Origin of the sequence: Streptomyces sp. HP-A2021, from assembly GCF_022807935.1 — a bacterium.
GTDB classification, from domain to species: domain Bacteria; phylum Actinomycetota; class Actinomycetes; order Streptomycetales; family Streptomycetaceae; genus Streptomyces; species Streptomyces afghaniensis.
On sequence record NZ_CP094344.1, the window covers coordinates 9,246,751 to 9,268,496 of the forward strand.

Annotated in this window: 14 protein-coding genes; 8 read left to right on the forward strand and 6 right to left on the reverse strand. The window is 71.6% G+C overall.

The genetic code is table 11. The features are described 5' to 3' along the window. Positions 1–7 precede the first annotated feature (7 nt). Positions 8–1,567, reverse strand: a complete 1,560-nt coding sequence (locus MQE23_RS41600; RefSeq protein ID WP_243381955.1) for an ABC transporter substrate-binding protein — start codon at positions 1,565–1,567, stop codon at positions 8–10. A 218-nt stretch (positions 1,568–1,785) separates the two neighbouring features. On the opposite strand from MQE23_RS41600, the gene MQE23_RS41605 reads away from it, so the two are divergent. Further along, entirely contained in the window at positions 1,786–4,947 is a 3,162-nt protein-coding gene (locus MQE23_RS41605; RefSeq protein WP_020275362.1) for a glycoside hydrolase, read from the forward strand. Between the two features lie 79 nt (positions 4,948–5,026). On the opposite strand, the gene MQE23_RS41610 is transcribed toward MQE23_RS41605, so the two are convergent. After that, positions 5,027–6,472 (reverse strand): glyceraldehyde-3-phosphate dehydrogenase, encoded by a 1,446-nt coding sequence (locus MQE23_RS41610; RefSeq protein WP_020275361.1) that lies wholly within the window; start codon positions 6,470–6,472, stop codon positions 5,027–5,029. Positions 6,473–6,641: 169 nt separating this feature from the next. Between MQE23_RS41610 and MQE23_RS41615 the strand changes: the two genes are divergently transcribed. Beyond that, positions 6,642–7,544, forward strand: a complete 903-nt coding sequence (locus tag MQE23_RS41615; RefSeq protein ID WP_020275360.1) for a hypothetical protein — start codon at positions 6,642–6,644, stop codon at positions 7,542–7,544. 12 nt (positions 7,545–7,556) lie between these two features. Here the strand turns inward: MQE23_RS41615 and MQE23_RS41620 are convergent, their stop codons facing one another. Together MQE23_RS41620 and MQE23_RS41625 are read right to left on the reverse strand one after the other, a co-directional pair. Continuing rightward, the gene (locus tag MQE23_RS41620; protein WP_243381957.1) at positions 7,557–9,650 is read right to left on the reverse strand and encodes a D-(-)-3-hydroxybutyrate oligomer hydrolase; all 2,094 of its coding nucleotides are present in this window, start codon (positions 9,648–9,650) and stop codon (positions 7,557–7,559) included. Between the two features lie 12 nt (positions 9,651–9,662). Next, on the reverse strand, positions 9,663–11,036 hold the full coding sequence (locus MQE23_RS41625) for a citrate:proton symporter (RefSeq protein ID WP_243381960.1): 1,374 nt from the start codon (positions 11,034–11,036) through the stop codon (positions 9,663–9,665). A 166-nt stretch (positions 11,037–11,202) separates the two neighbouring features. On the opposite strand from MQE23_RS41625, the gene MQE23_RS41630 reads away from it, so the two are divergent. From MQE23_RS41630 to MQE23_RS41655, 6 genes are all read left to right on the forward strand, one after another. Next, positions 11,203–12,126 (forward strand): LysR family transcriptional regulator, encoded by a 924-nt coding sequence (locus tag MQE23_RS41630; RefSeq protein WP_243381962.1) that lies wholly within the window; start codon positions 11,203–11,205, stop codon positions 12,124–12,126. Positions 12,127–12,247: 121 nt separating this feature from the next. Continuing rightward, positions 12,248–13,468: a CoA transferase gene (locus tag MQE23_RS41635; protein ID WP_243381965.1), complete on the forward strand. Its 1,221-nt coding sequence runs from the start codon at positions 12,248–12,250 to the stop codon at positions 13,466–13,468. A 37-nt stretch (positions 13,469–13,505) separates the two neighbouring features. Beyond that, the gene (locus MQE23_RS41640; protein ID WP_243381967.1) at positions 13,506–14,363 is read left to right on the forward strand and encodes a CoA ester lyase; all 858 of its coding nucleotides are present in this window, start codon (positions 13,506–13,508) and stop codon (positions 14,361–14,363) included. Between the two features lie 179 nt (positions 14,364–14,542). Next, on the forward strand, positions 14,543–14,980 hold the full coding sequence (locus tag MQE23_RS41645; protein WP_020275352.1) for a Fur family transcriptional regulator: 438 nt from the start codon (positions 14,543–14,545) through the stop codon (positions 14,978–14,980). 51 nt (positions 14,981–15,031) lie between these two features. Continuing rightward, on the forward strand, positions 15,032–17,257 hold the full coding sequence (gene katG / locus MQE23_RS41650) for a catalase/peroxidase HPI (protein ID WP_020275350.1): 2,226 nt from the start codon (positions 15,032–15,034) through the stop codon (positions 17,255–17,257). A 173-nt stretch (positions 17,258–17,430) separates the two neighbouring features. Next, positions 17,431–18,231: a carbonic anhydrase gene (locus MQE23_RS41655; RefSeq protein WP_243381969.1), complete on the forward strand. Its 801-nt coding sequence runs from the start codon at positions 17,431–17,433 to the stop codon at positions 18,229–18,231. Between the two features lie 47 nt (positions 18,232–18,278). On the opposite strand, the gene MQE23_RS41660 is transcribed toward MQE23_RS41655, so the two are convergent. Together MQE23_RS41660 and MQE23_RS41665 are read right to left on the reverse strand one after the other, a co-directional pair. Then, a complete protein-coding gene (locus MQE23_RS41660) occupies positions 18,279–19,712 on the reverse strand; it encodes a Tat pathway signal sequence domain protein (protein ID WP_243381971.1) in 1,434 nt (477 codons plus the stop codon). Between the two features lie 115 nt (positions 19,713–19,827). Further along, a complete protein-coding gene (locus MQE23_RS41665) occupies positions 19,828–21,555 on the reverse strand; it encodes a VanW family protein (protein ID WP_243381974.1) in 1,728 nt (575 codons plus the stop codon). Between the last annotated feature and the right edge of the window lie 191 nt (positions 21,556–21,746).

Sequence of the window (21,746 nt, forward strand, 5' to 3'; positions counted from 1 at the left end):
TCCTCCCTCAGTCCGCGCGCCGCATGTCGGCGAGCCGCATCTCGTCGTTGGTCGCCGAATCGGGCCGGTAGCGGACCTTGGGGGAGAGGGCCAGCAGGCCGGTCATGTTGGCCATGACGGCGTCCCGTACGACCTTGTCGTTCTGGTGGGCGAACGCGTCCGCGAACGCCTTCTGCCGTTTTCCGCCCGAGGCGAGCTCGGCCTGTTCGATGAGCGTGTCGAGCGCGCCGGTGCCGTAGCTGCTCTGGGCGCCCTCGCTGCCGTAGATCTGCCCCATCGTGAACGCGGCGTCCCCCGCCTGGTTGCCGTGCTGCGCCTGGAGCAGGGTGGGGCCGGTGTCGCCGGCGGGGAAGGGGCGCAGCAGGTACTCCAGCCAGGCGTTGACGTCGAGCATCTTGATCCTGACCTTCAACCCGGCCTTGATCAGGCCGTCCTGGACCACCTCCATGGCCTCGGCGGCCTTCGGGTAGATGCCGTTGCGGCCGATGATGGTGAGGGTGGTGCCGGTGCGGACTCCGTCGGCGCGGGCCTCGGCGACGAGCTTCCGGGCGCGTTCCGGGTCGTAGGGCCACGGCCGCAGGCGCGGGTTGTGGCCGGTGACGCCCTTCGCCACGAGCTGCCCGGTGGGCCGGCCGGCGAAGACCGCCGTGACCAGTCCCTCCCGGTCGATGGCGTAGTTGACGGCCTGCCGGATGCGGATGTCGTTCAAGGGCGCCTTGGTGGCGTCCATCCGCAGGTACGAGACCTCGTTGGTGGTGAACTCGACGGCCCGGTCACCCGCCCCGTCCTCCGGCGCGAGCCCGATCGCGACGTCCGCCTCGTCGTTCGTCACCATCGCCGCGCGCACACTGCCCTCGGCGCGCCAGACATACGTGGCGGCGGCGAAGTCGGGGGCCTTGCCCCAGTAGCGGGGGAAGCGCTTGAGCCGCAGATACCGGCCCTGGTTCCACTCGTCGATCCGGTAGGGGCCCGTGCCGACCGGCTCGCGCACGCGGGAGTCGGGGTCGGTGCTCGTCGGCACGATCTCGACGAAGGACAGGCGCAGCGGCAGGATCGGGTCGGGCTTCGCCGTGGTGACCCGGAGCGTGGTGTCGTCGACGGGCGTGGCGGTGAGCTCGCTGTCCGCGAAGATGTAGCCGTCGACGTTGCAGTCGATCCCCGACTCCGTGGCGCGCTTCACGGAGAACGCGGCCGCGGCCGCCGTGAACGGCGAGCCGTCGTGGAAGGTGACACCCCTGCGGAGGGTGAAGGTCCACGAAGTGGCCGAATCGCGGGTCCACTTGGTGGCGAGGGCGGGTTCCAGGCGTCCGGTGGACGGTTCGCGCTCGGTGAGTGCCTCCGTGATGTTGGCCCGAGTCACCCGGCCCGTCGCGGTCAGCGAGGCGTCGCAGGGTTCGAGCGTCGGCGGCTCCTCCGGCAGGACGATGCGCAGGGTGTCCGGGCCGCCCCCGATGGGGTCGGCACCGGCCACCGAGCAACCGGAGGCGGCGAGCAGGACGGCGAGGGACGCGACGATCGGACGACTGCGGGATAAGCCTGAACCGGTCACTGCGCCTGCCGCGTTCACTACGCCTCCCGCGTTCGCTCGCGTACACAACAGAGAACGTCGTTTAGATATGTGGACGACATGTGGGCGATCATTATTGGGCTGGCGAGGCGGAGCGCGTCAAGGGGTGTGCGTCGGTTCCCAACTCGTCGAACCTCTTGACGTGTTGATTGCCGTCCTAAAACATTCGGGAAACTCGATTGGTTCTGCGCGGTTCTGTTCGCTCTCGAAGGGAATTCATGTCCAGCAGACATCGCCTCGCCCGGGCACTGGCGGCCGGCGTCCCCCTGGTACTCGGTGCGGGACTCGTGACCGCACCTCCTGCCGCTGCCGCCGAACCGCCCGGCAGCGCGGTCACGGTACGGATCGACCCGTCCTACCGGCAGCAGGAGTTCGAAGGGTGGGGGACGAGCCTCGTCTGGTTCGCCAACATCACCGGCCGCTATCCGGAACCCATCCGGCAGAAGCTCGCCGACATGCTCTTCGGTGAGGACGGCCTCCGCCTCAACATCGCGCGCTACAACATCGGCGGCGGCAACGCCCCGGACGTCCGCAAGGACTACATGAAGACCGGCGCGACGATGGACGGCTTCTGGAAGGCCCCCGAGGGCACGACCAGGGAGGACACCGACTGGTGGAACCCCGACAACCCCGACCACTGGGACTGGTCCGCCGACCCGGGCCAGCGCTGGTGGGTGGACCGCGTCAAGAAGAAGGTCACCCGCTGGGAGGCGTTCAGCAACTCCCCGCCCTGGTTCCAGACCGTCAGCGGCTACGTCTCGGGCGGCTTCGACGCCAACACCGACCAGATACGGCCCGACCGCGTCGACGACTTCGCCACCTACCTGGTCAAGGTGACCGAGCAGCTGGAGAAGAAGCACCGCATCAAGTTCGACACCATCGCCCCGCTCAACGAGCCCAACACCAACTACTGGGGAACCCAGATCGGCCCCGACGGACAGCCGACCGGCGGCCGCCAGGAGGGCGCGCACGCCGGCCCGGAACTCCAGCAGAAGGTCGTCCTGGCCCTGCGGCGCGCACTGGAGAAGTCGAGAACCCGCGCGACGATCTCCGCGATGGACGAGACCAACCCCAGCACCTTCGTCCGCAACTGGAACGCCTACGACAGCTCCGCCCGCGCCGCCGTCGACCAGCTCAACGTGCACACGTACGGCACCGGCATGCGCACCAGCGCCCGGGACAGCGCCAAGGCCGCGGACAAGCCGTTCTGGATGAGCGAGGTCGAGGGCACCTGGGGGACCGGCACCGACTTCACCGGCATGGAACCGGGCCTCGGCATCGCCACCCGGGTCGTCGACGACATCCGTGAACTGGAGCCGTCCGCCTGGGTGTTGTGGCAGCCCGTCGAGGACTCCATCCCTCAGGCAGCGGCCGGCAAGAACTGGGGCAGCATCCACATCCCGTTCAACTGCACCGCGAAGGACACCCTGGAGACCTGCCCGGTCCGGGCCAACACCAAGTTCCACACCCTGCGCAACTTCACCCACCACATCCGGCCCGGCGACCACTTCGTCAAGGCCGACGACCCCTCCAGCGTCGCCGCCGTACGCAAGTCCGGCCGCGGGGCGACCGTCGTGCACGTCAACAACGGCACGACCCCGCGCGCCGTGACCCTGGACCTCTCGCAGTTCGAGCGCGTCGCCCCCGGCGCCACCGTGACGCCCGTGGTGACCAGTGCCGGCGGAGCGCTCGTCCGCGGCACACCGGTGAAGGTGAAGGACGACTCCGCCACCGTGACCGTCCCGGCGAAGTCGGTCACCACCCTCCTCGTCGACGGCGTGTCCGGCACCTCTGAGGACGCCGCGCTCGTCCAGCCAGGCCACGTCTACCGGCTCCAGGGAGCCCAGGGCGGCAAGTCCCTGGCCCCGGCCTCCGACGGCAAGGGGGTCGTCGTCCGTACGGCCGACCCGGGTGCCAAGTCCCAGCTGTGGTCCGTGAAGCAGCTGACCCGCGGGGACAGCAACCGTGAGCGCTACGCCCTCGTGAACGCGGAGACCGGTGACCGTCTCGCCGTACGGGACGACGAGGCCGTTCTCGAAGACACCGACACCCCGGCCGGGCAGTGGATCATGTCGACCACCGGGGACGGCACCTGGACCTTCGTCAACGCCGCCACGGGCCGGCTGCTCGACGTCGTCGGGCAGTCGACGGCGGACGGCGCCCGCGTGTCGGCCTTCCTCCCCACCTCCAACGCGAACCAGCGCTGGGCCGTGACCGACGAGACGGTGCTGCGTACGCAGCCGGCCGAGGCGTTCACCGTCCCCGGCCGCGCGCCCGAACTGCCCGGCACCGTGACGCCCGTCTTCCGGGACGGCGCCCGGGGCGCCCTCCCCGTGCAGTGGGCACTGCCCTCCGAGGCGCGCTGGAGCAAGCCCGGAACCGTGCGGGTCAAGGGCAAGGCGACCGACACCCTCGGACGGACCGTCCGCGCCGAGGCGGTCGTCACCGTGGACACCATCGCCTCCACCCTCCCGGCCCGCGCCAAGACCTACACCGGCGGACGGCCCGACCTGCCCGCCACCGTCACCGGCGTCGGACGCCACGGCGGCACCGCCGAGCTCCCGGTCACCTGGAACCCCGCAGCCGACGGCGCGTTCGACGACGCCGGAGTGGTGACCCTGCGCGGCACCGCCCACGTCCCCGGCGGCACCGATGCGGCGGCGACCGTACGCGTCCAGGTCACCGCACCCCGGGAGAAGAACGCCGCGCCCGACGAGGGCGTGACGGTCGGCGCCACGTACACCGAGAGCGGCTACTCCGCCGAGGGCCTGCGCAACGGCAACACCTCCGAGAAGGCCTGGTCGAACTGGAGGTCCGGCACGAAGAACCCGTCCGACACCATCACCTTCACGCTGCCCGAGGCGCGCGATCTGACCCGGGTCGTGACCCACTTCCACCGCGACGGCACCAACGTCAGCTTCGCGGAGTCCCTCAAGGTGCAGGTCCGCGGGGCCGACGGCACCTGGACCGACGCGAGCGAGACCGTGCCCGTCGGTACCGAGGGCACGCCCGTCGTCGACGTCCCGGTGCGCGCCTCGGGCCCGGTGACCGGGGCACGCGTGGTCATGACGGCCCGGCCGGGCGGCTACATCACCCTCGGGGAGATCGAGCTCTTCGCCAGGACACCCGGCGCCTCCGCGGACGCCGCCGCCGCGTCGGTCGAGGTGGACGGCCTGGCGGTCGGCGGCTTCGACCCGGACCGGACGGACTACCGCGTGAGCACCGACCGCCCGGACCGGGCGAAGGTCACCGCCACGCCGCGCGATCCGTACGCGAGCGTGACCGTCCGCAGGGAGACATCACGCATGGCCGTCGTCACCGTGAGCAGCGAGGACGGCTCGCAGACACGGCAGTACAAGATCGAGCTGACCCGCTCCTGACACACGGGAACGCGGGGCGTGCCAGCCGGACACGCCCCGCGCCGTCCCCAGGGGTCAGACAGAGGGATCAGCCAGAAGGTCAGACCGCCGGAGCCGGGAACGTCGGGTACTCCACCCCGGACACGTGCTGCACGACACGGATGACCTGGCAGGAGTAGCCGAACTCGTTGTCGTACCAGAGGTAGAGGATCGCGTTGTCGCCCTCGACCTTGGTGGCGCCGGCGTCGACGATCGAGGCGTGGCGCGAGCCGATGAAGTCGCTGGAGACCGCGTCGGGCGCGCTGATGAAGTCGATCTGGCGCTTCAGCGGCGAGGTCAGCGACACCTCACGCAGGTAGTCGAGCACCTCCTGGCGGGTGGTCTCCCGCGCGAGCTGCAGGTTGAGGATCGCGATGGAGACGTCCGGCACCGGGACCCGGATGGAGCTGCCGGTGATCTTCGCCTTGAGGTCGGGCAGCGCCTTGGCGACGGCGGAGGCGGCACCCGTCTCGGTGATGACCATGTTGAGCGGCGCGCTGCGGCCGCGGCGCTCGGACTTGTGGTAGTTGTCCAGCAGGTTCTGGTCGTTGGTGAACGAGTGGACGGTCTCCACGTGCCCGCGCTGGACCCCGAACTCGTCGTCCATCGCCTTCAGCGGCGGCACGATCGCGTTCGTGGTGCACGAGGCGCAGGACAGGATCTGCTCGTCCGGCTTGATGGTGTCGTGGTTGACGCCGTGCACGATGTTCGGGACGTCGCCCTTGCCGGGCGCGGTCAGCACGACCTTGTCGATGCCCGGGCGCAGGTGCTCGGACAGGCCCTCACGGTCGCGCCACTTGCCGGTGTTGTCGATGAGGATGGCGTCCTTGATGCCGTACGCCGTGTAGTCGATCTCCGACGGGTCGTTCGCGTAGATGACCTTGATCGCGTTTCCGTTGGCGACGATCGTGCTGTTCGCCTCGTCGACGGTGATCGTGCCCTGGAACTGGCCGTGGATGGAGTCGCGGCGCAGCAGCGAGGCGCGCTTGACGATGTCCTGCTCACCTCCGCCGCGCACGACGATGGCGCGCAGCCGCAGGCCGTTGCCCGAGCCGGCCTTCTCGATCAGCAGCCGGGCCACGAGCCGGCCGATGCGGCCGAAGCCGTAGAGGACGACGTCCCGGCCCTCGCGGCGCTCGATCTTGTTGGCCCCGGTGGCACCGGCGACGGCCTCCGCGGTGAACTCCGCGACCGACAGACCGCGGTCGTCCTCGCGGTACGTCGCGGCGAGCATGCCGATGTCGATCTGGGACGGCCCGAGGTCGAGCTCGGCCAGGGTCTGCAGGAACGGCAGCGTCTCGGTGACCGAGAGCTCCGCACCGGCGATCTGACGGGCGAACCGGTGGGTCTTGAGGATGCTGACCACCGACTTGTTCACCAGGGAGCGGCTGTGCAGCAGGACGGTCACGTCCCGCTCCCGGTGCAGCTTCCCGATGATCGGGATCATCGACTCCGCGATCTCCTCGCGGTTCTTCCAGTTGGTGAACGAGTCGTCGTTGACAGTCACAGATCCATCTTTCGAGCTAGGCGGCGCTCATATGTTAAACCGTCGATTTCTGGATCATGAACGGGGTGCCTCCGAAGCGTTCCGCCCCGCCGTAACGCCGCGCTCCACGCGCCCCTCGCGCCCTCGCCTGGGATGATCGGAACAGCGCCGCCACGCGAAAGGGACGCTCATGGACTTCGACGCTGTGGCCGACGAGCTGTACGCCCTGCGGCCGGAGGAGTTCACCGCCGCCCGCTCCTCGGCCGTGGCCGCCGCCCGCACGGCCGGCGACCGTGAACTCGCCGACCGGATCGGCACGTTGCGCAAACCCAGCCTCGCCGCCTGGGCCAGCAACCTCCTGGTCCGCAGCCGGCCCGGCGATGTCGAGCCCCTGCTCCGCCTGGGCGAAGGACTGCGGCAGGCCCACCACTCCCTGGACCGCACACAGCTGCGCGAACTGAGCCGGCAGCAGCACGCGCTCATCCGCGCCCTGTCGGCTCAGGCCCGGCAGCTCGCCGTGGAGGCCGGCCATCCGATCGGCGAAGGCGTGCAGCGCGAGGTCGAGAACACCCTGCACGCCGTCCTGGCCGACCCCGAGGCCGCGGAGGCATGGGCGAGCGGCCGGCTGGCCAAGCCGCTCAGTGCCGCCGTCGGATTCCCGGCCGCCGCCGCGAGCGCCGTGGCGGAGGGCACCGTCCCGGAAAGTGCCAGGACACAGGGTCGCCCATCCGCCGCGACGGCTCCCTCCCGCCCGGACCGGAAGGCCGGCGAGCAACAGCGGCGACGGCTGGCGCAGGCCCGCCGGGACGCCGAGGCCGCCGACCGGGAGCTGGGGGCGCTCAAGGACGAGGCGGCGGCCGCCGGCCGGGCCGCGGAGGAGGCGAAACAGCAGGTGGACCGCCTTCAGCGGCGCGTCGGCGAGCTCACCGAGGAACTGGCCCGCACCAGGGAGGAGCACCAGCAGGCCCGCTTCGCCGAGCGGTCGGCCCGGGAACGGGCGCGCACGGCCGACCGCCGGGTCCGCGAAGCGGATCGCAAAGCCGCGGCGGCCGCCGCCCAGCTCGAACGCCTGACCTCGTCGGACAGCCGATAGGCGGGAGGGTTCTCAGTCGGGCACCTGGACCGCACCCGACCGCACGCCGATGCGGTCCCCGGGCGCGGGTGACGCCGGGATGGGCGGCACATTGGCCCGGGTGAGCGCGGGCGCGTGACCGGGCTCGCCCCCGCGCGGCACGGTCCGTACGACCTGGCTGGGCGGCAGCGGACGGCCCTCGGTGAGCCGGGCCCACATCAGGTCGAGTGCCTGCTGGAAGTAGAAGCCGAGCGGGACGTAGCGGTTGTCGTAGCCGGGCGCGGTGCTGTCGCTGTGGTGGGCGTGGGTCACCTCCACGTAGGACAACGCGCTCCTGCCATGCTCGGTACGGGAGTTGAGCCCGAGGTAGGGCCGGGAGCTGTGGTTGACCGGGACCCGGGTGTCGTCGCGGCCGTGCACGATCAGGGCGGGTTTGCCGTGCAGGTCGCCGTCGCGCCGGGTCGCGTCGAGGCCCTGGCCCACCCGGCGCGCCCACGCCCCCTCCTCGGGGCCCGCGGCCTTGCCGGGGAACGCCAGCCGGTAGGCGCACAGCTCCCCGTCGAGGTTGTAGTCGGGTGCGCCGTCCGGCCCGACGGACCGCCGGTCGGCGACCGGCCCGCCGAGCGAGTCGTCGTCGACGAGGGTGCCGGGGGAGGGCGCCCGCCCGCCGCTGGTGGCGTAGGCAGTGGCGAGTTGGGCCCGGGTGTAGGGAGCGGGTCGGCCCGAGGCGTCGGTCGCCGCCCAGCTGTAGCCGCACAGCGCGTCGGTGACCGAGGCGCGGGCGAAGCTCATCTCGTACGAGACGGGCGTCTGCGGATCGTAGTGCGAGGCCTGCAAGTACGCGGACCGCGCCTGGAACCCGGCCCGGACCAGCGCCTGTTGCGCCAGTCCGGGCAGCCCTCGCACCCCGGCCCGTTCCGCGTCACGCCGCAGGATCAGCCGGGGGTCCTCGCCCACCAGGTCAGAGCAGCGCCGCCGTGCCGTTCGCGGATCGAAGGACGAGTAGCCCGGCGCCGAGGGCTCGGTGAGCACCGCGCACGGCTGGAGGAGCGAGGCCAGCGACGCGTACCGCACGAGCGGCAGCCCGGCGTTCCGCACCCGCTGACCGCCCTGCTGGACGGTGACGCCGCGCAGGGGGGCGAGGTTCATCTGCGGTTCCGAGGCCACGACCGCGTCGATCAGGCCGTGCCGGTCCTCCTCTCCGGCGGCGACGGCGGCACCACCGCCGTTGGAGACACCCGCCGCCAGTACCTTCGTCGTCGCGGGCGTGTACCCGGCGGCGGGCGCACCCTCCCGCCAGTCGTGGTTGAGCAGCGCGAGGGCGAGCTCCACCGAGCGCAGGACGTCGCGGCCCCAGCCGGCCTGGGGGTTGTGCCGGGAGTGCGCCTGCTTGAAGGCGACCCGGTAGGGGCGGCGCGCGTCGTACCGGCGGCGTGCGGAGTCGTCGAGGCCGCTGTCGAAGGCCGCCCGGGGGCCGGTCCGCGTGCGGGGGCCGGTCGTGCCGTCGGTGGCCATGACGGTGTCGGAGTGCAGGTCGTGGAAGGCCGGGCCCATGCCCTTGTCGGTGAGGGCGACCGCGCAGCGGTGGTGCAGCCCCCAGGCACCCGCGCCGCTGACGCCGTTGTACACGTTCGCCAGACCGGTCGCCGGCGCGGCCACGACACAGGGCCGTGCGCGGTCGAAGTCCGCGGGGACCTGGACGACGAAACCGACGCTCCGCACGCCCGTTCCGACGGTTGCGGTGTACTCGGTGCCGGCGACCTTCCCGTCACCGGGAACCGGTCTGCCGTCGGCGCCGATGTTGGGCCCGTACAGCCGTCCCAGCCCGCCCGCGTCGCCACCGGAGAGCCCCGCCGCCGCCCACACGGCCCACCGCCGCAGCTCGGCCGGCGTGGGACGGGCGGGGTCGGCGACGGCCGGGGGAGTGGCCCGGCGCAGTCCCGCGAAACCCAGCCCGGCGGTGAGCAGGTCGTCGTCGCGGCCGTCGTACTCACGTGAGGTGACGGAACCGGCGAAGGACGGCAGACCGCTGCCCGGGTCCGCCCGGGCGGTGGCCGCCGGCAGGGCGGAGGCGGCGAACGACACGGCGAGCAGCAGCGGGACGAACCGTGAGGGGCGGGCGGGCATGCCGATCCTCCGTCAGAGGGAGAAGGCGCCGGTGAGGACGGCACCGGCGGTCATCACGAGCGTGGTGGCGAAGGCCCAGCGGAAGATGAAACGCTGGTGCTCGCCGAGCTGGACGCCGCTCATGCCGACCAGGATGAACGTGGCGGCGGTGAGCGGGCTGAGCGGGAAACCCGTCGTCATCTGGCCGAGAATGGCGGCCCGGGCGACCTCGGCCGGGTCGGTGCCGAAGCCGTGGGCCGTCTCGGCGAGGACGGGCAGGACACCGAAGTAGTAGGCGTCCGGGGTGAAGACCAGACTCAGCGGCATGCCCGTGACGGCCACGAGGACCGGCAGATGGCCGCCGAGGGAGTCCGGTATCACGGACACGAGCGCCTCGGCCATGTCGTCGATCATCCCGGTCCCGGTGAGGACCCCGGTGAACACACCGGCCGCGAAGATCATGGTGGTCACGAGGACGACGTTCTTCGCGTGCCGGTCGAGCAGCGCCTGCTGCTGTTCCCACGTGGGGTGGTTGACCAGGAGAGCCACCGCGAACCCGAGGACGAACAGCACCGGCAGCGGCATGACCTCCAGGATCAGCGCCACGACGAGCACGACGGTCAGCAGCAGGTTGAAGAGCGCCAGCCGGCGCGGCGCGGGCGCGGCGACCCGGACGGCACCCGGCCCGTCGCCGGGCGCCGGGGCCGTCGCGGGGACCGTCTCGTCACCGGGCGCGGATGCCGTCGCGGGAACCGGCTCGCCGTCGGTGGCTTCCTCGCCCGGCCCGGTGAGAGCGCCGAGCCGCTGCCGCTCCCGACGGCCGATCAGCCAGGACGCCACCAGGACCCACGCGATCCCGAACCCCATCGCGGGCAGCACGGGCGTGAAGACGTCCGAACTCTCCAGCTTCAGTGCCGCCATGGCACGCACCGTCGGCCCGCCCCAGGGAATCATGTTCATCACGCCCGCCCCCAGGCAGACGACCCCGGACAGCACCAGCGGACTCATCCCCAGCTTCCGGTAGACGGGCAGCAGCGCGGAGACGGTGATGAGGAACGTGGAGGCGCCGTCGCCGTCCAGGGCCACGCAGAGCGTGAGAACGGCCGTGGCGACGGTGACGCGCATCGGATCACCCTTGGCCAGCCGCAGCAGACCGCGGATCAGCGGATCGAACAGACCCGCGTCCACCATGAGGCTGAAGTACAGCACCGCGAAGGCGATCATGATGCCGATCGGCGCCACCTTCGACAGCCCGTCGAGCACCATCCCGCCCAGCTCGCCCGCGAACCCGCCCGCCAGCGCCGCGAGCACCGGAAGCACCACCAGCGCGACCAGCACCGAGACCCGTTTGGTCATGGTGAGCAACAGGAACAGGGCGATCGTGGCGAAGCCCAGGGCTGCCGGCATGGTGACGCTCGCTTTCTCGGGTCGCGGTCCCCGGCGGCGGAGAGCGGGGCGTACGGGGATAGCCGAGAGTGTCCGAGCGCCGGATGATCCCTGTCCAGCATCAAACCGGCATCTGTCCATGCGATCCCCGCATCAATCGGCTTGCTCTGACGTACGCTTCCCGGCCATGGATGCCACCCTGCGTCAGCTGACGGCCTACGCGGCCGTCGCCCGGGCGACGAGTTTCACCGCGGCGGCCGCCCAGTTGGGCGTCTCGCAGTCCTCCCTCAGTCGCGCGGTGGCCGACCTCGAGCGGCAGGTCGGCGCCCAACTGCTCGAACGCGACACGCGCAACGTACAGTTGACCGCCGCGGGCGCCGAGGCGCTGCGGATCGCCGAGCAGATCCTCAGCGCCCACCGGGCCGGGATGAAGGAACTGGACCGCTTCCTGCTCGGCGAGTCCGGCACCGTTGCCGTCGCCACCCTGCCCTCCGTCGCCGCGGTGCTGCTTCCGCAGGTCATCTCCGGCTTCCGCACGGACCGGCCGCGCGTCGCCGTACGCCTGCTGGACGGCCTGGAACGGGCCGTGCTGAACCGGGTCCTGTCCGGCGACGCGGACTTCGCCATCACCACGGTCGGCGTGCCGCCCGAGCGGCTGGAGCACCGCCCGCTGGTGCGCGACCGTTTCGTCGCGGTCCTGCGCGAGGACCATCCGCTCGCCGCCCGCGACGAGGTCGGCTGGGCGGACCTGGCCCGCGAGCCGTTCCTCGCCGTCGGACGGGACTCGAGCGTGCGGCGGCTGACGGACGCCGCGTTCGGCCAGGTCGATGCACGCGCCGTACCGGCGGCGGAGGCCGGCAGCGTCGCCACGGTGGGCGGACTGGTCGCCGCCGGCCTCGGAGTGAGCGCACTGCCCGCCCTGGTGCTGCCGCTGCTGGGCACCGGCCCCTTCGTGTTCCGGCCGCTGGTCGACCCCGTGGTCGACCGGCGCCTCGACATCGCGCTGCGTGCCCGCCGCACCCTCCCGCGCGTCACCGAGCACTTCCTGGAGACGCTCGAGGACTTCCGGGCCCAGGGCAGGGACCTGCCGCCGGGAGTCTCCTGGGCCTGAGCGCCGATGGGGGCCGATTCATGCGCCAACCGCATGGATTGATGGCCTTCTTTTGCTGGACAGGCATTTCTGCGCCTCGGCAGTCTGAAGAACCGACCAGCTGAGCCGAGGGGACGCATCCGTGCCGGACAAGGACATGCCGAACGCCACCGGACAGGGGCAGTTGCGCGGACTGAAAGTGGTCGAGTTCGCTCATGTGGTGGCCGGCCCGCTCGCGGGTTCGATGCTCGCCGACCAGGGCGCGGACGTCGTCCACGTCGAGCCCCCGGGCGCCGGTGACGCCGCCCGCGCGATGGGGCCCCGGCGCAACGGCGTGCCCCTGTGGTTCAAGGTGGCCGCCCGCAACAAGCGCTCCGTCACGCTCGACCTGCACCACGAGGCGGGCCGGGCGGTCGCCCACCGGCTCGTCGCCTGGGCGGACGTCGTCATCGTCACCCTGCGTGCCGGGCGCCTGCGCCGCTGGGGCCTCGACTGGGAGTCCGTGCACCGGATCAACCCGAAGGCCGTCCTGCTGCAGATCTCCGGCTTCGGCGCCACCTCCAGCCAGGCCGACGCCCCCGGTTTCGGCAAGATGGGCGAGGCCCGCAGCGGCGTCGTCCACCTGACCGGTTCCCCCGACGGGCCGCCCGTCCACACCGGCTTCTCGCACGGCGACGCCGTGACCGGCCTGATGGGCGCCTACGCCGTCCTCGCCGCCCTCCACCGGCGCGACCACGACCCCGGCTTCGACGGCGAGTGGATCGATCTCGCCCTGTTCGAGCCCCTGTTCCGGCTCGTCGAGTGGCAGGTCATCGTCCACGACCAGCTGGGAACCGTGCCGCAGCGCTCCGGCAACCAGCTGGCGGTCGCGCCCGCCGCCGTGATCAACACCTACCGCTCCCGAGACGAGCAGTGGATCACCGTCACCTCCGCGACCCTGCGCTCGGTGCGCAACGTGGCCCGGCTGCTGGGGCTGCCGGAGGAGGAGTTCGCCACGTCGGAGCAACAGCACGCACGGCGCGGGGAGTTGGACGACGGATTGCGGGAATGGGTGGCCGGCCGCAGCGCCGCCGAGTGCCTGGAGGCCTTCGCCCGCGCCGAGGTGGTGGCCTCCCGGGTGTTCGACGCGGCCGACATCGCCGCCGACCCGGTCTACGCGGAACGCGGCGACATCGTCACCGTGGCCGACCCCGACCTGGGCGACGTCCGGATGCAGGCGGTCATCCCGCACTTCCGGCAGCGCCCCGGCCGCGTCTGGCGCACCGGACCCGCGCTGGGCCAGGACAACGACCTCGTGTACCGGGACTGGCTCGGGCTGAGCGACCGGGAACTGGCCGAGCTGGAGAAGAACGATGTCGTCTGAGCCTCACAGTCGCCCCCCGCTCCGCTCCCTCCTCTTCGTGCCCGGACTCCGCACGGACTGGCTGCCCAAGGCGCGCGCGGCCGGTGCCGACGCCGTCGTCCTCGACCTGGAGGACGCGGTGCCCGCCCCCGACAAGCCGCTCGCCCGCGCCCGGGTGGCCGAGGCCGTGGCGGAGGCCGCTGCGGAACCGGCCGGTGGCATGGCCCTGTTCGTCCGCGTCAACCCGCTCGACGACTGGACCGCCGCCGAGGAACTGCGTGCCGTCGTACGCCCCGGACTGGCCGGGGTGGTCCTGCCCAAGGTGCACACCGCCGCCGACGTACGGTTCGCGGACCGCCTCATCGGCTGGTGCGAACACGAGCACGGTCTGCCCGCCGGCGCGACGACCCTCGTCCCGCTGCTGGAGTCGGCCCGCGCCCTGCACGACGCCTACGACATCGCCGCAGCGGCTCCCCGGGTCGCCTACGTCGGTGCCCTGACCGCACCTGGCGGCGACGTGGAACGCGCCGTCGGCTACCGCTGGAGCCCGCAGGGCACCGAGACCCTGGCCCTCCGCTCCCGCGTCCTGCTCGACGTCCGCGCCGCCGGAGCGCCCGGCCCGGTCACCGGACTGTGGACGGACATCGCCGACCTGACGGGCCTGCGCGCCTTCGCCGAGCAGAACCGCGCCCTCGGCTACGAGGGGATGATGGCCGTCCACCCGACCCACGTCCCCGTGATCAACGAGGTCTTCGCGCCCACCCCCGAAGAGGTGGACCGCTGTGCGCGCCTCGTCGCAGCCGTGGAAGCGGCCCAGCGCGACGGCGTCGGCGCCCTCACCTTCGAGGGCCGGATGGTCGACGAGGCCATGGCCGAAACCGCGCGGGCGGTGCTGGCGCGACACGGACACGGCTGACACCATCCCGCCACCGCTCCGAAGCGCGATCATCGACGCTGTGACGGAGCTCACAGTGCGCCAACGAGGCTGCCGCATCAAGCCGCACAGGCGCCACACCGAGCCGCACCAGCGCGACACGAAAATTGAACCCTTCGTTTTCTTGAATCATTCGTGTTTGTGCGGCTAGGTTGTCCGCCATGACCGCATCCCGGAACCCCACCGTCGCCGAGGAACTGCGCGGCGCCGGCCTGAGGGTGACGGCCGCCCGCGTCGCACTGCTCCAGGCCGTGCGGGACGGCGACCACCTCGGCGCCGAGGCGATCGCCTCCGAGGTACGCGGGCGCGTCGGCCACATCTCCGTCCAAGCCGTGTACGAGGGGCTCCACGCACTCACCGCGGCGGGACTCATACGCCGCCTCGAACCGCCCGGCAGCCCGGCCCTGTACGAGGGACGGGTCGGCGACAACCACCACCACCTCGTGTGCCGGTCCTGCGGGACCGTCGCCGACGTCGACTGCGCGGTCGGCCACGCCCCCTGCCTGACCGCGTCCGACGACCGCGGCTTCGCCGTCGACGAGGCCGAGGTCATCTACTGGGGCCTGTGCCCCGCCTGCTCCACCGCCCGCAGTACCTGAGCGATGTGATCCACCCGAGCACCGTGATCCACCCCGTCCGGAAGGATTTCCATGACTGAGAACCACGACGCGATCGTCACCGACGCGAAGCAGGAGGAGACGAGCGGCGGCTGCCCCGTGGCGCACGGCCGCGCCCTGCACCCCACCCAGGGTGGCGGCAACCGTCAGTGGTGGCCGGAGCGCCTCAACCTGAAGATCCTTGCCAAGAACCCCGAGGTGGCCAACCCGCTCGGTGAGGAGTTCGACTACGCCGAGGCGTTCCAGGCCCTCGACCTCGCGGCCGTGAAACAGGACATCGCCGAGGTGCTGACCACCTCGCAGGACTGGTGGCCGGCCGACTTCGGCAACTACGGCCCCCTGATGGTCCGTATGGCCTGGCACAGCGCGGGCACCTACCGCATCAGCGACGGCCGCGGCGGCGCCGGCGCCGGCCAGCAGCGCTTCGCCCCGCTCAACAGCTGGCCGGACAACGGCAACCTCGACAAGGCCCGCCGCCTGCTGTGGCCCGTGAAGAAGAAGTACGGCCAGAGCATCTCCTGGGCCGACCTCATGATCCTCACCGGCAACGTCGCCCTGGAGCAGATGGGCTTCGAGACCTTCGGCTTCGCCGGCGGCCGCGAGGACGTCTGGGAGCCCGAGGAGGACGTGTACTGGGGCCCCGAGACCACCTGGCTCGACGACAAGCGCTACACCGGCGACCGCGAGCTGGAGAACCCGCTCGGCGCCGTCCAGATGGGCCTCATCTACGTCAACCCCGAGGGCCCGAACGGCAACCCGGACCCGCTCGCCGCGGCCCGCGACATCCGTGAGACGTTCCGCCGCATGGCGATGAACGACGAGGAGACCGTCGCCCTGATCGCCGGTGGCCACACCTTCGGCAAGACCCACGGCGCCGGCCCGGCCGACCACGTCGGCGCCGACCCCGAGGCCGCCTCCATGGAGGAGCAGGGCCTGGGCTGGCGGAGCACCTACGGCACGGGCAAGGGCGGCGACGCCATCACCTCCGGCCTGGAGGTCACCTGGACCTCGACGCCCACCCAGTGGAGCAACGGGTTCTTCAAGAACCTCTTCGAGTTCGAGTACGAGCTCGAGCAGAGCCCGGCCGGCGCCAACCAGTGGGTGGCCAAGGACGCCCCGGAGATCGTCCCGGACGCGCACGACTCGTCGAAGAAGCACCGCCCGAAGATGCTCACCACCGACCTGGCGCTGCGCTTCGACCCGATCTACGAGCCGATCTCCCGCCGGTTCTACGAGAACCCGCAGGAGTTCGCGGACGCCTTCGCCCGCGCCTGGTTCAAGCTGACCCACCGTGACATGGGCCCGAAGTCGCTGTACCTCGGCCCGGAGGTCCCGGAGGAGACCCTGATCTGGCAGGACCCGCTGCCCGAGGCCGAGGGTGAGCCCATCGACGCCGGGGACATCGCGACCCTCAAGACGAAGCTCCTCGAGTCGGGTCTGTCCGTCTCGCAGCTGGTGACGACCGCCTGGGCCTCGGCTTCCACCTTCCGCGGCAGTGACAAGCGCGGCGGTGCCAACGGCGCCCGCATCCGCCTTGAGCCGCAGCGCGGCTGGGAGGTCAACGAGCCCGACGAGCTGGCCCAGGTGCTGCGCGTCCTGGAGAACATCCAGCAGGAGTTCAACGCCGGCGCCGGCGCCAAGAAGGTCTCCCTGGCCGACCTGATCGTCCTCGGTGGCACCGCCGCCGTCGAGAAGGCCGCCAAGGAAGCCGGCTTCCAGGTGGAGGTCCCCTTCACGCCGGGCCGTGTGGACGCGACGGAGGAGCACACCGACGCCGAGTCCTTCGAGGCGCTCGAGCCGACCGCCGACGGGTTCCGCAACTACCACGGCAAGGGCAACCGCCTGCCGGCCGAGTACCTGCTGCTCGACAGGGCGAACCTGCTCACGCTGAGCGCCCCCGAGATGACCGTCCTGGTCGGCGGCCTGCGGGTGCTGGGCGCCAACTACCAGCAGTCCCAGCTCGGCGCCCTCACCGCGACGCCCGGCTCGCTGACCAACGACTTCTTCGTCAACCTGCTCGACCTGGGCACGACGTGGAAGGCGACCTCCGAGGACCAGACGACGTTCGAGGGCCGCGACGCAGCCACCGGCGAGGTCAAGTGGGCCGGCAGCCGCGCCGACCTGGTCTTCGGCTCGAACTCCGAGCTGCGCGCGCTCGCCGAGGTCTACGCGAGCGACGACGCGAAGGAGAAGTTCGTGAACGACTTCGTCGCCGCGTGGGTCAAGGTCATGAACCTGGACCGGTTCGACCTGGTCTGACTGGTCTGATCACCTCCGCATGACAGCACGCCCGGGCCGGGAGGCCCGGGCGTGCTGCCGGTTGCCTGAGGGACCGTCAAAAACCGTTCAAGGTAAGAACATCACTTACCCAACTCTCACCATGAAACGGCAAGGACCGCGGTCGGGCGCCCCGTCGGGCATACGTTCTGGCCGTGAACTCACATGCCACCGCCCACAGAGGCACCGGCCCTGAACCGCACCCCTTCGCCGGTCCACGGCCGACCACAGGCGGCACCGTCCGCCGCACTCTCCTGCGCACCGCGCTGACCGGGGCCGCGGCCCTCGGTGCGGGCCTCACAGCCGCCCGCCCGGCCACCGCCGCCACGAGCGCACCCGCCGCCACGAGCGCACCCGGCACCGGACCGCGCCCGAGCACCCCGCAGGAGGCCCTCGCGGAACTGGCCGCGGGCAACCGCCGCTGGCGCGCCTTCCGCGAACGCCATCCGCACGAAACCCCCGCGATCCGACGGGAGTTGACCACCGCCCAGCACCCCTTCGCGGTCGTGCTCGGCTGCATCGACTCCCGCGTGCCCCCGGAGCTGGTCTTCGACCAGGGACTGGGCGACCTGATGACGGTACGCACCGCCGGGGAGGTCCTGGACGAGGCCGTACTCGGCAGTGTCGCCTACGGCGTCCTGGAACTGGGCATACCGCTGGTCGTGGTGCTCGGGCACCAGTCGTGCGGCGCGGTACGTGCCGCGGTCGAGGCGGAGCAGTCCGGGGGGCACCTGCCCGCCCACATCCAGTACCTCGCCGACCAGATAAGCCCGGCCATAGACCACGGCACGGTAGGGGACGCGCGGATCGACGCCACCGTCGACGCCAACGTCCGCCTCGTCCGCTCCCGGCTGGCCGCGGAACCCGACCTCGCCGCCAAGGTCGGCACCGGCAAGCTGGCGATCGTCGGCGCCCGTTACGAACTGACCAGCCAGGCGGTCCACCGCGTCGTCTGAGAGCCGGCCCGGCTCGCGATACGCCACCGCGGGCCGGGCCGCCCGTCTCACGCCCGCAGCGGATTGAAACGCGCCGCCGCCATCAGGTACCAGGCGGTCGCGCCCGTGTGCCGGTACGGGTAGTAGCCGAAGCCGAACCCGGTGTCCAGCGGACTGCTCGCGGACACCACCCCGGCCCGCTCGGGCAGCGCCCTTCCGCCGACGGTCTGACCGGCGCCCAGCAGCTCCTGGGCGCGCTCGGCCGACGCGAGCAGCCGCCGGGCACGCGCCTCGTCGCCACGCCGCCCGCGGTCCCGCAGGGCGAGCGCGAGATGCGCCGTCCCCTCGAACCACACACCGTTGCGGTCGGGTCTGGGCTGTCCCTCCGCGATCGGCGCGTCCTCGTTCGCCACCAGGCTCGCGGAACTGAAGGTGACGCCCTCGTACGACTGCCCCGCGGGTACCGTGCTGTTCGTGCGGCCGGAGTGATCCAGGACGGCCAGCTCCGCAACGGCCCAGTCCAGGGAGCGGGCGTACCCCCTCGTGCGGGAGCCGAGCGCGAGATGGGTCCAGGTCTGGGTGTCCTCCGGAATCGGGGACTTGTTGACGGTCACACCGTCGTTGGTGCCGGTGTAGAAGAAGCCCCCGGCCGGCTCCCACATCCGGCGCACGAAGGCCTCGGCCCGCGCACGGCGCTGCAGCCACACCCTCTGGCCGGTCAGCCGGGCGAGCCGGCCGAAGAGGCACACCAGGTCGGTGTTGTGCTCGGTCGAAGTGAACGGCAGCCGCTGATTCGCCCCGTCGACCCCGAACTTGTAGCCGCCGAGCGGTTCGTCGGTGCGGCCGGTCCGCTCGATCCACTCGCCGATCCGTACGGCACCGGTGAGGAAACGACGCGCCCCTGTACGGCGGGCGAGGGCGCTCAGCGCGATGCCCGCCCAGGCCATGTCGCCCACCGCCGTGCCGGTGAAGCCGAACTGCGTACCGACGTTGGCGGTGCCGTCCGCCCGGACGAAGCCGTCGGGCTGGAGCGAGCCGTCGTAGAAGGTGTACGGCCCGACGTTGTAGGCCTGCCGGAGCCTGAAGTCGTCGTACGCCGGGTCATGTGTCTGCGCGTAGAGCAGGGCGTCGCCCAAGGCCGTGGCCCTGGCCAGGCTTTCGGGCCCGCGGGCCGCGAGGTGGGCCAGGATCGCCAGGGCGTTGTCGTAGGTGAAGGCGGTACTGAAGAGGCCCGCCTGGTCGGTGTAGCTCTGGGTCAGGCGGATGTCGCCGTGGTCGGGGTAGGTATCCATGGCGGCGGCGAGGAAGGCGCGCCCCCGGGCCGGGGCCGACAGCGGGCCGGCGCCCTCCGAGCCCGCGACACCGTCCCGGCCGGCGGCGTCGTCCGAACTCGCCGCCAGGGCCTGCCCGGAGCCTGCCGCGGCGATCCCCGCGGCAGTGATGCCGAGGCCGGCACCGATGAGCGAACGCCGGCTCACAGCCGGGCCTTGTCTGCCAGTCATGGATCTCCTTTGAGAGCGCTCTCAGCACTGGGCGCTCATTGTGCTGGGGCCCTGGGGACGGGTCAACGCCCCGGCGGGAAAGGAGAGTTCCACGGGTGGGCGAACAGCGGGTGGATCACTCGCACACGATCTCGTCACGTGGCGTGTAGTGCGTGCGGAACGGCTCCCGCTTCACTTCCCTGCCGTCGTTGTAGAAGACCCGCTCCACGGTGACGTCGAACCCTTCGAGCGGCGTCTGCGGCACGCACTCCTTGTCGTCGCTCACCTTCTTCTCGGGCTTCTTCACCTCGGTGCGCGGGCCCTTGACCGACTTGATCTCGTCGTACTTCCTGGTGCCGAGGAAGGAGACGGTCACGGACGTGTCCGTGGACTCGGCCTGGATGTAGATCGCCTTGCCGGAGTCGTTGGTGAACCTCAGATCCAGGCTGCCCCAGGCGACCGTCGCCTCGCGGCCCTCCGGGTAACGCTCGATGTAGAAGGAGTGCGCGCCGTGTTCCACGGGCTTGACCCCGGCGAAGAACAGCGCGTTGTACACGGTCGTCGCCACGGACGAGACGCCGCCGCCGGACGCCTTGGTGAACTGGTCGTTGAGGATGATGATGCCCTCGACGAAGCCGTTGGCCTCGGTGCGCTCGCCGACGGTCCGGTTGAAGCTCCAGGTCTCGTCGGGCCTGACCAGGGAGCCGTTGATGAGTTCCACGGCCCGGCCGATGTTCTTCGTGCGGTACTCCGCCGGTTCGAAGTGGACGGTGAAGGAGGACATCTTCTCCGTCAGCCCCAGGTCGGCGGCGTTTTCGCGGGTGACCTCGGGCTGGGTCCTGTCCACCGCCACCTCACCGCTGCGGTCAGCGCCCGACTTGGTGAGCAGCGGCAGCACCGCCTTGCCCAGCGCCTTGTCGGTGACCTTCTGGCCCACCGTCGCGTCCTCGGCCACCACGGCCTTGTCGCCGTCCGGCCGGAGCTTCGCGTTCTCGGCGGTCCTGGTGACGTCGTTGAGCGGTCCGGCCACGGCGGGATCCTCGCGCAGCCCCTCGGCGTCCAGCTCCGGTCTCAGTCTTCCACCGCCGTCCGGCCGCATCGCCAGGTGCTCGCCCAGGACGGCCGGCCCGACCGCGAACCGCTTGCCGCCCGCGGTGAGCGTGACGGGCGCCGACATCGCCGGCTCGGCGAACGTGCGCACGGCCCGCCGTACCTCGTCGGCCGTGACCTTCGGCCGGGTCTCGCGGGCGGGCAGCGGCGTGACCGAGCGGGTGTCGCCCCGCAGGCCCCGCAGGAAGGAGGAGCGCAGCGGGCCGACTGCGCCGGCCACGTCCAGTGTGTACCCCGTGCGCGGTGCGACCACCTCGACCCGCCCGTCGTCGAAGGCCACGGCACCGTCCCGGACCTTCTGGTCGAGCCCCTTCGCCACCTGACCGAGGGCGGCCCGGGCCTTGTCCTCGTCGAGGCGTACGACCGGCTCGACGGCACCGCCCGAGCGGAAGAACCCGCCGATCACGCTGACCGGGCCGGCGCCGGTGCGCGCCGCCCGGTCGACGGTCTCCTCGGCATCGAAGGAGAGCCCGGCGCGCCGCGGATCGACCGTGCCCGTGCGGTCACCGATCCTCACGGACAGCTCCCGTTGTCCGGCCGCGTCCAGGTGCCGCTCCAGCTTCCGTACCGCCTCCGCACGGCTCAGGCCCCCGATCTCCACCCCGCGCACCGTCGTACCGGAGTCGATCTCCCCGCCCGTCAGCATCAGCCCGGCGAGATACAGCCCGCCGACACCCACGGCCAGCGCGCCGCCGGCCAGGGCCAGGGGCGGGAGGGACGTGATGCGCGGGACGGAGGTTATGCGGGGGCGCATGGGTCTCCTGGAGATCGATGACGACAGTGCACCCGATGACGCGACGCTGCTGCGGGCAAACACATCAAGCTATGCATATTCGGGCGGCAGACCGGTATGGCCCAGACCACTTATGTCCGAGATCACTCGGGAACCGGCCGGTCCGTACCCGTATTCCTGCAGGCCACAGAGTGATAACGGCGAACAACTGT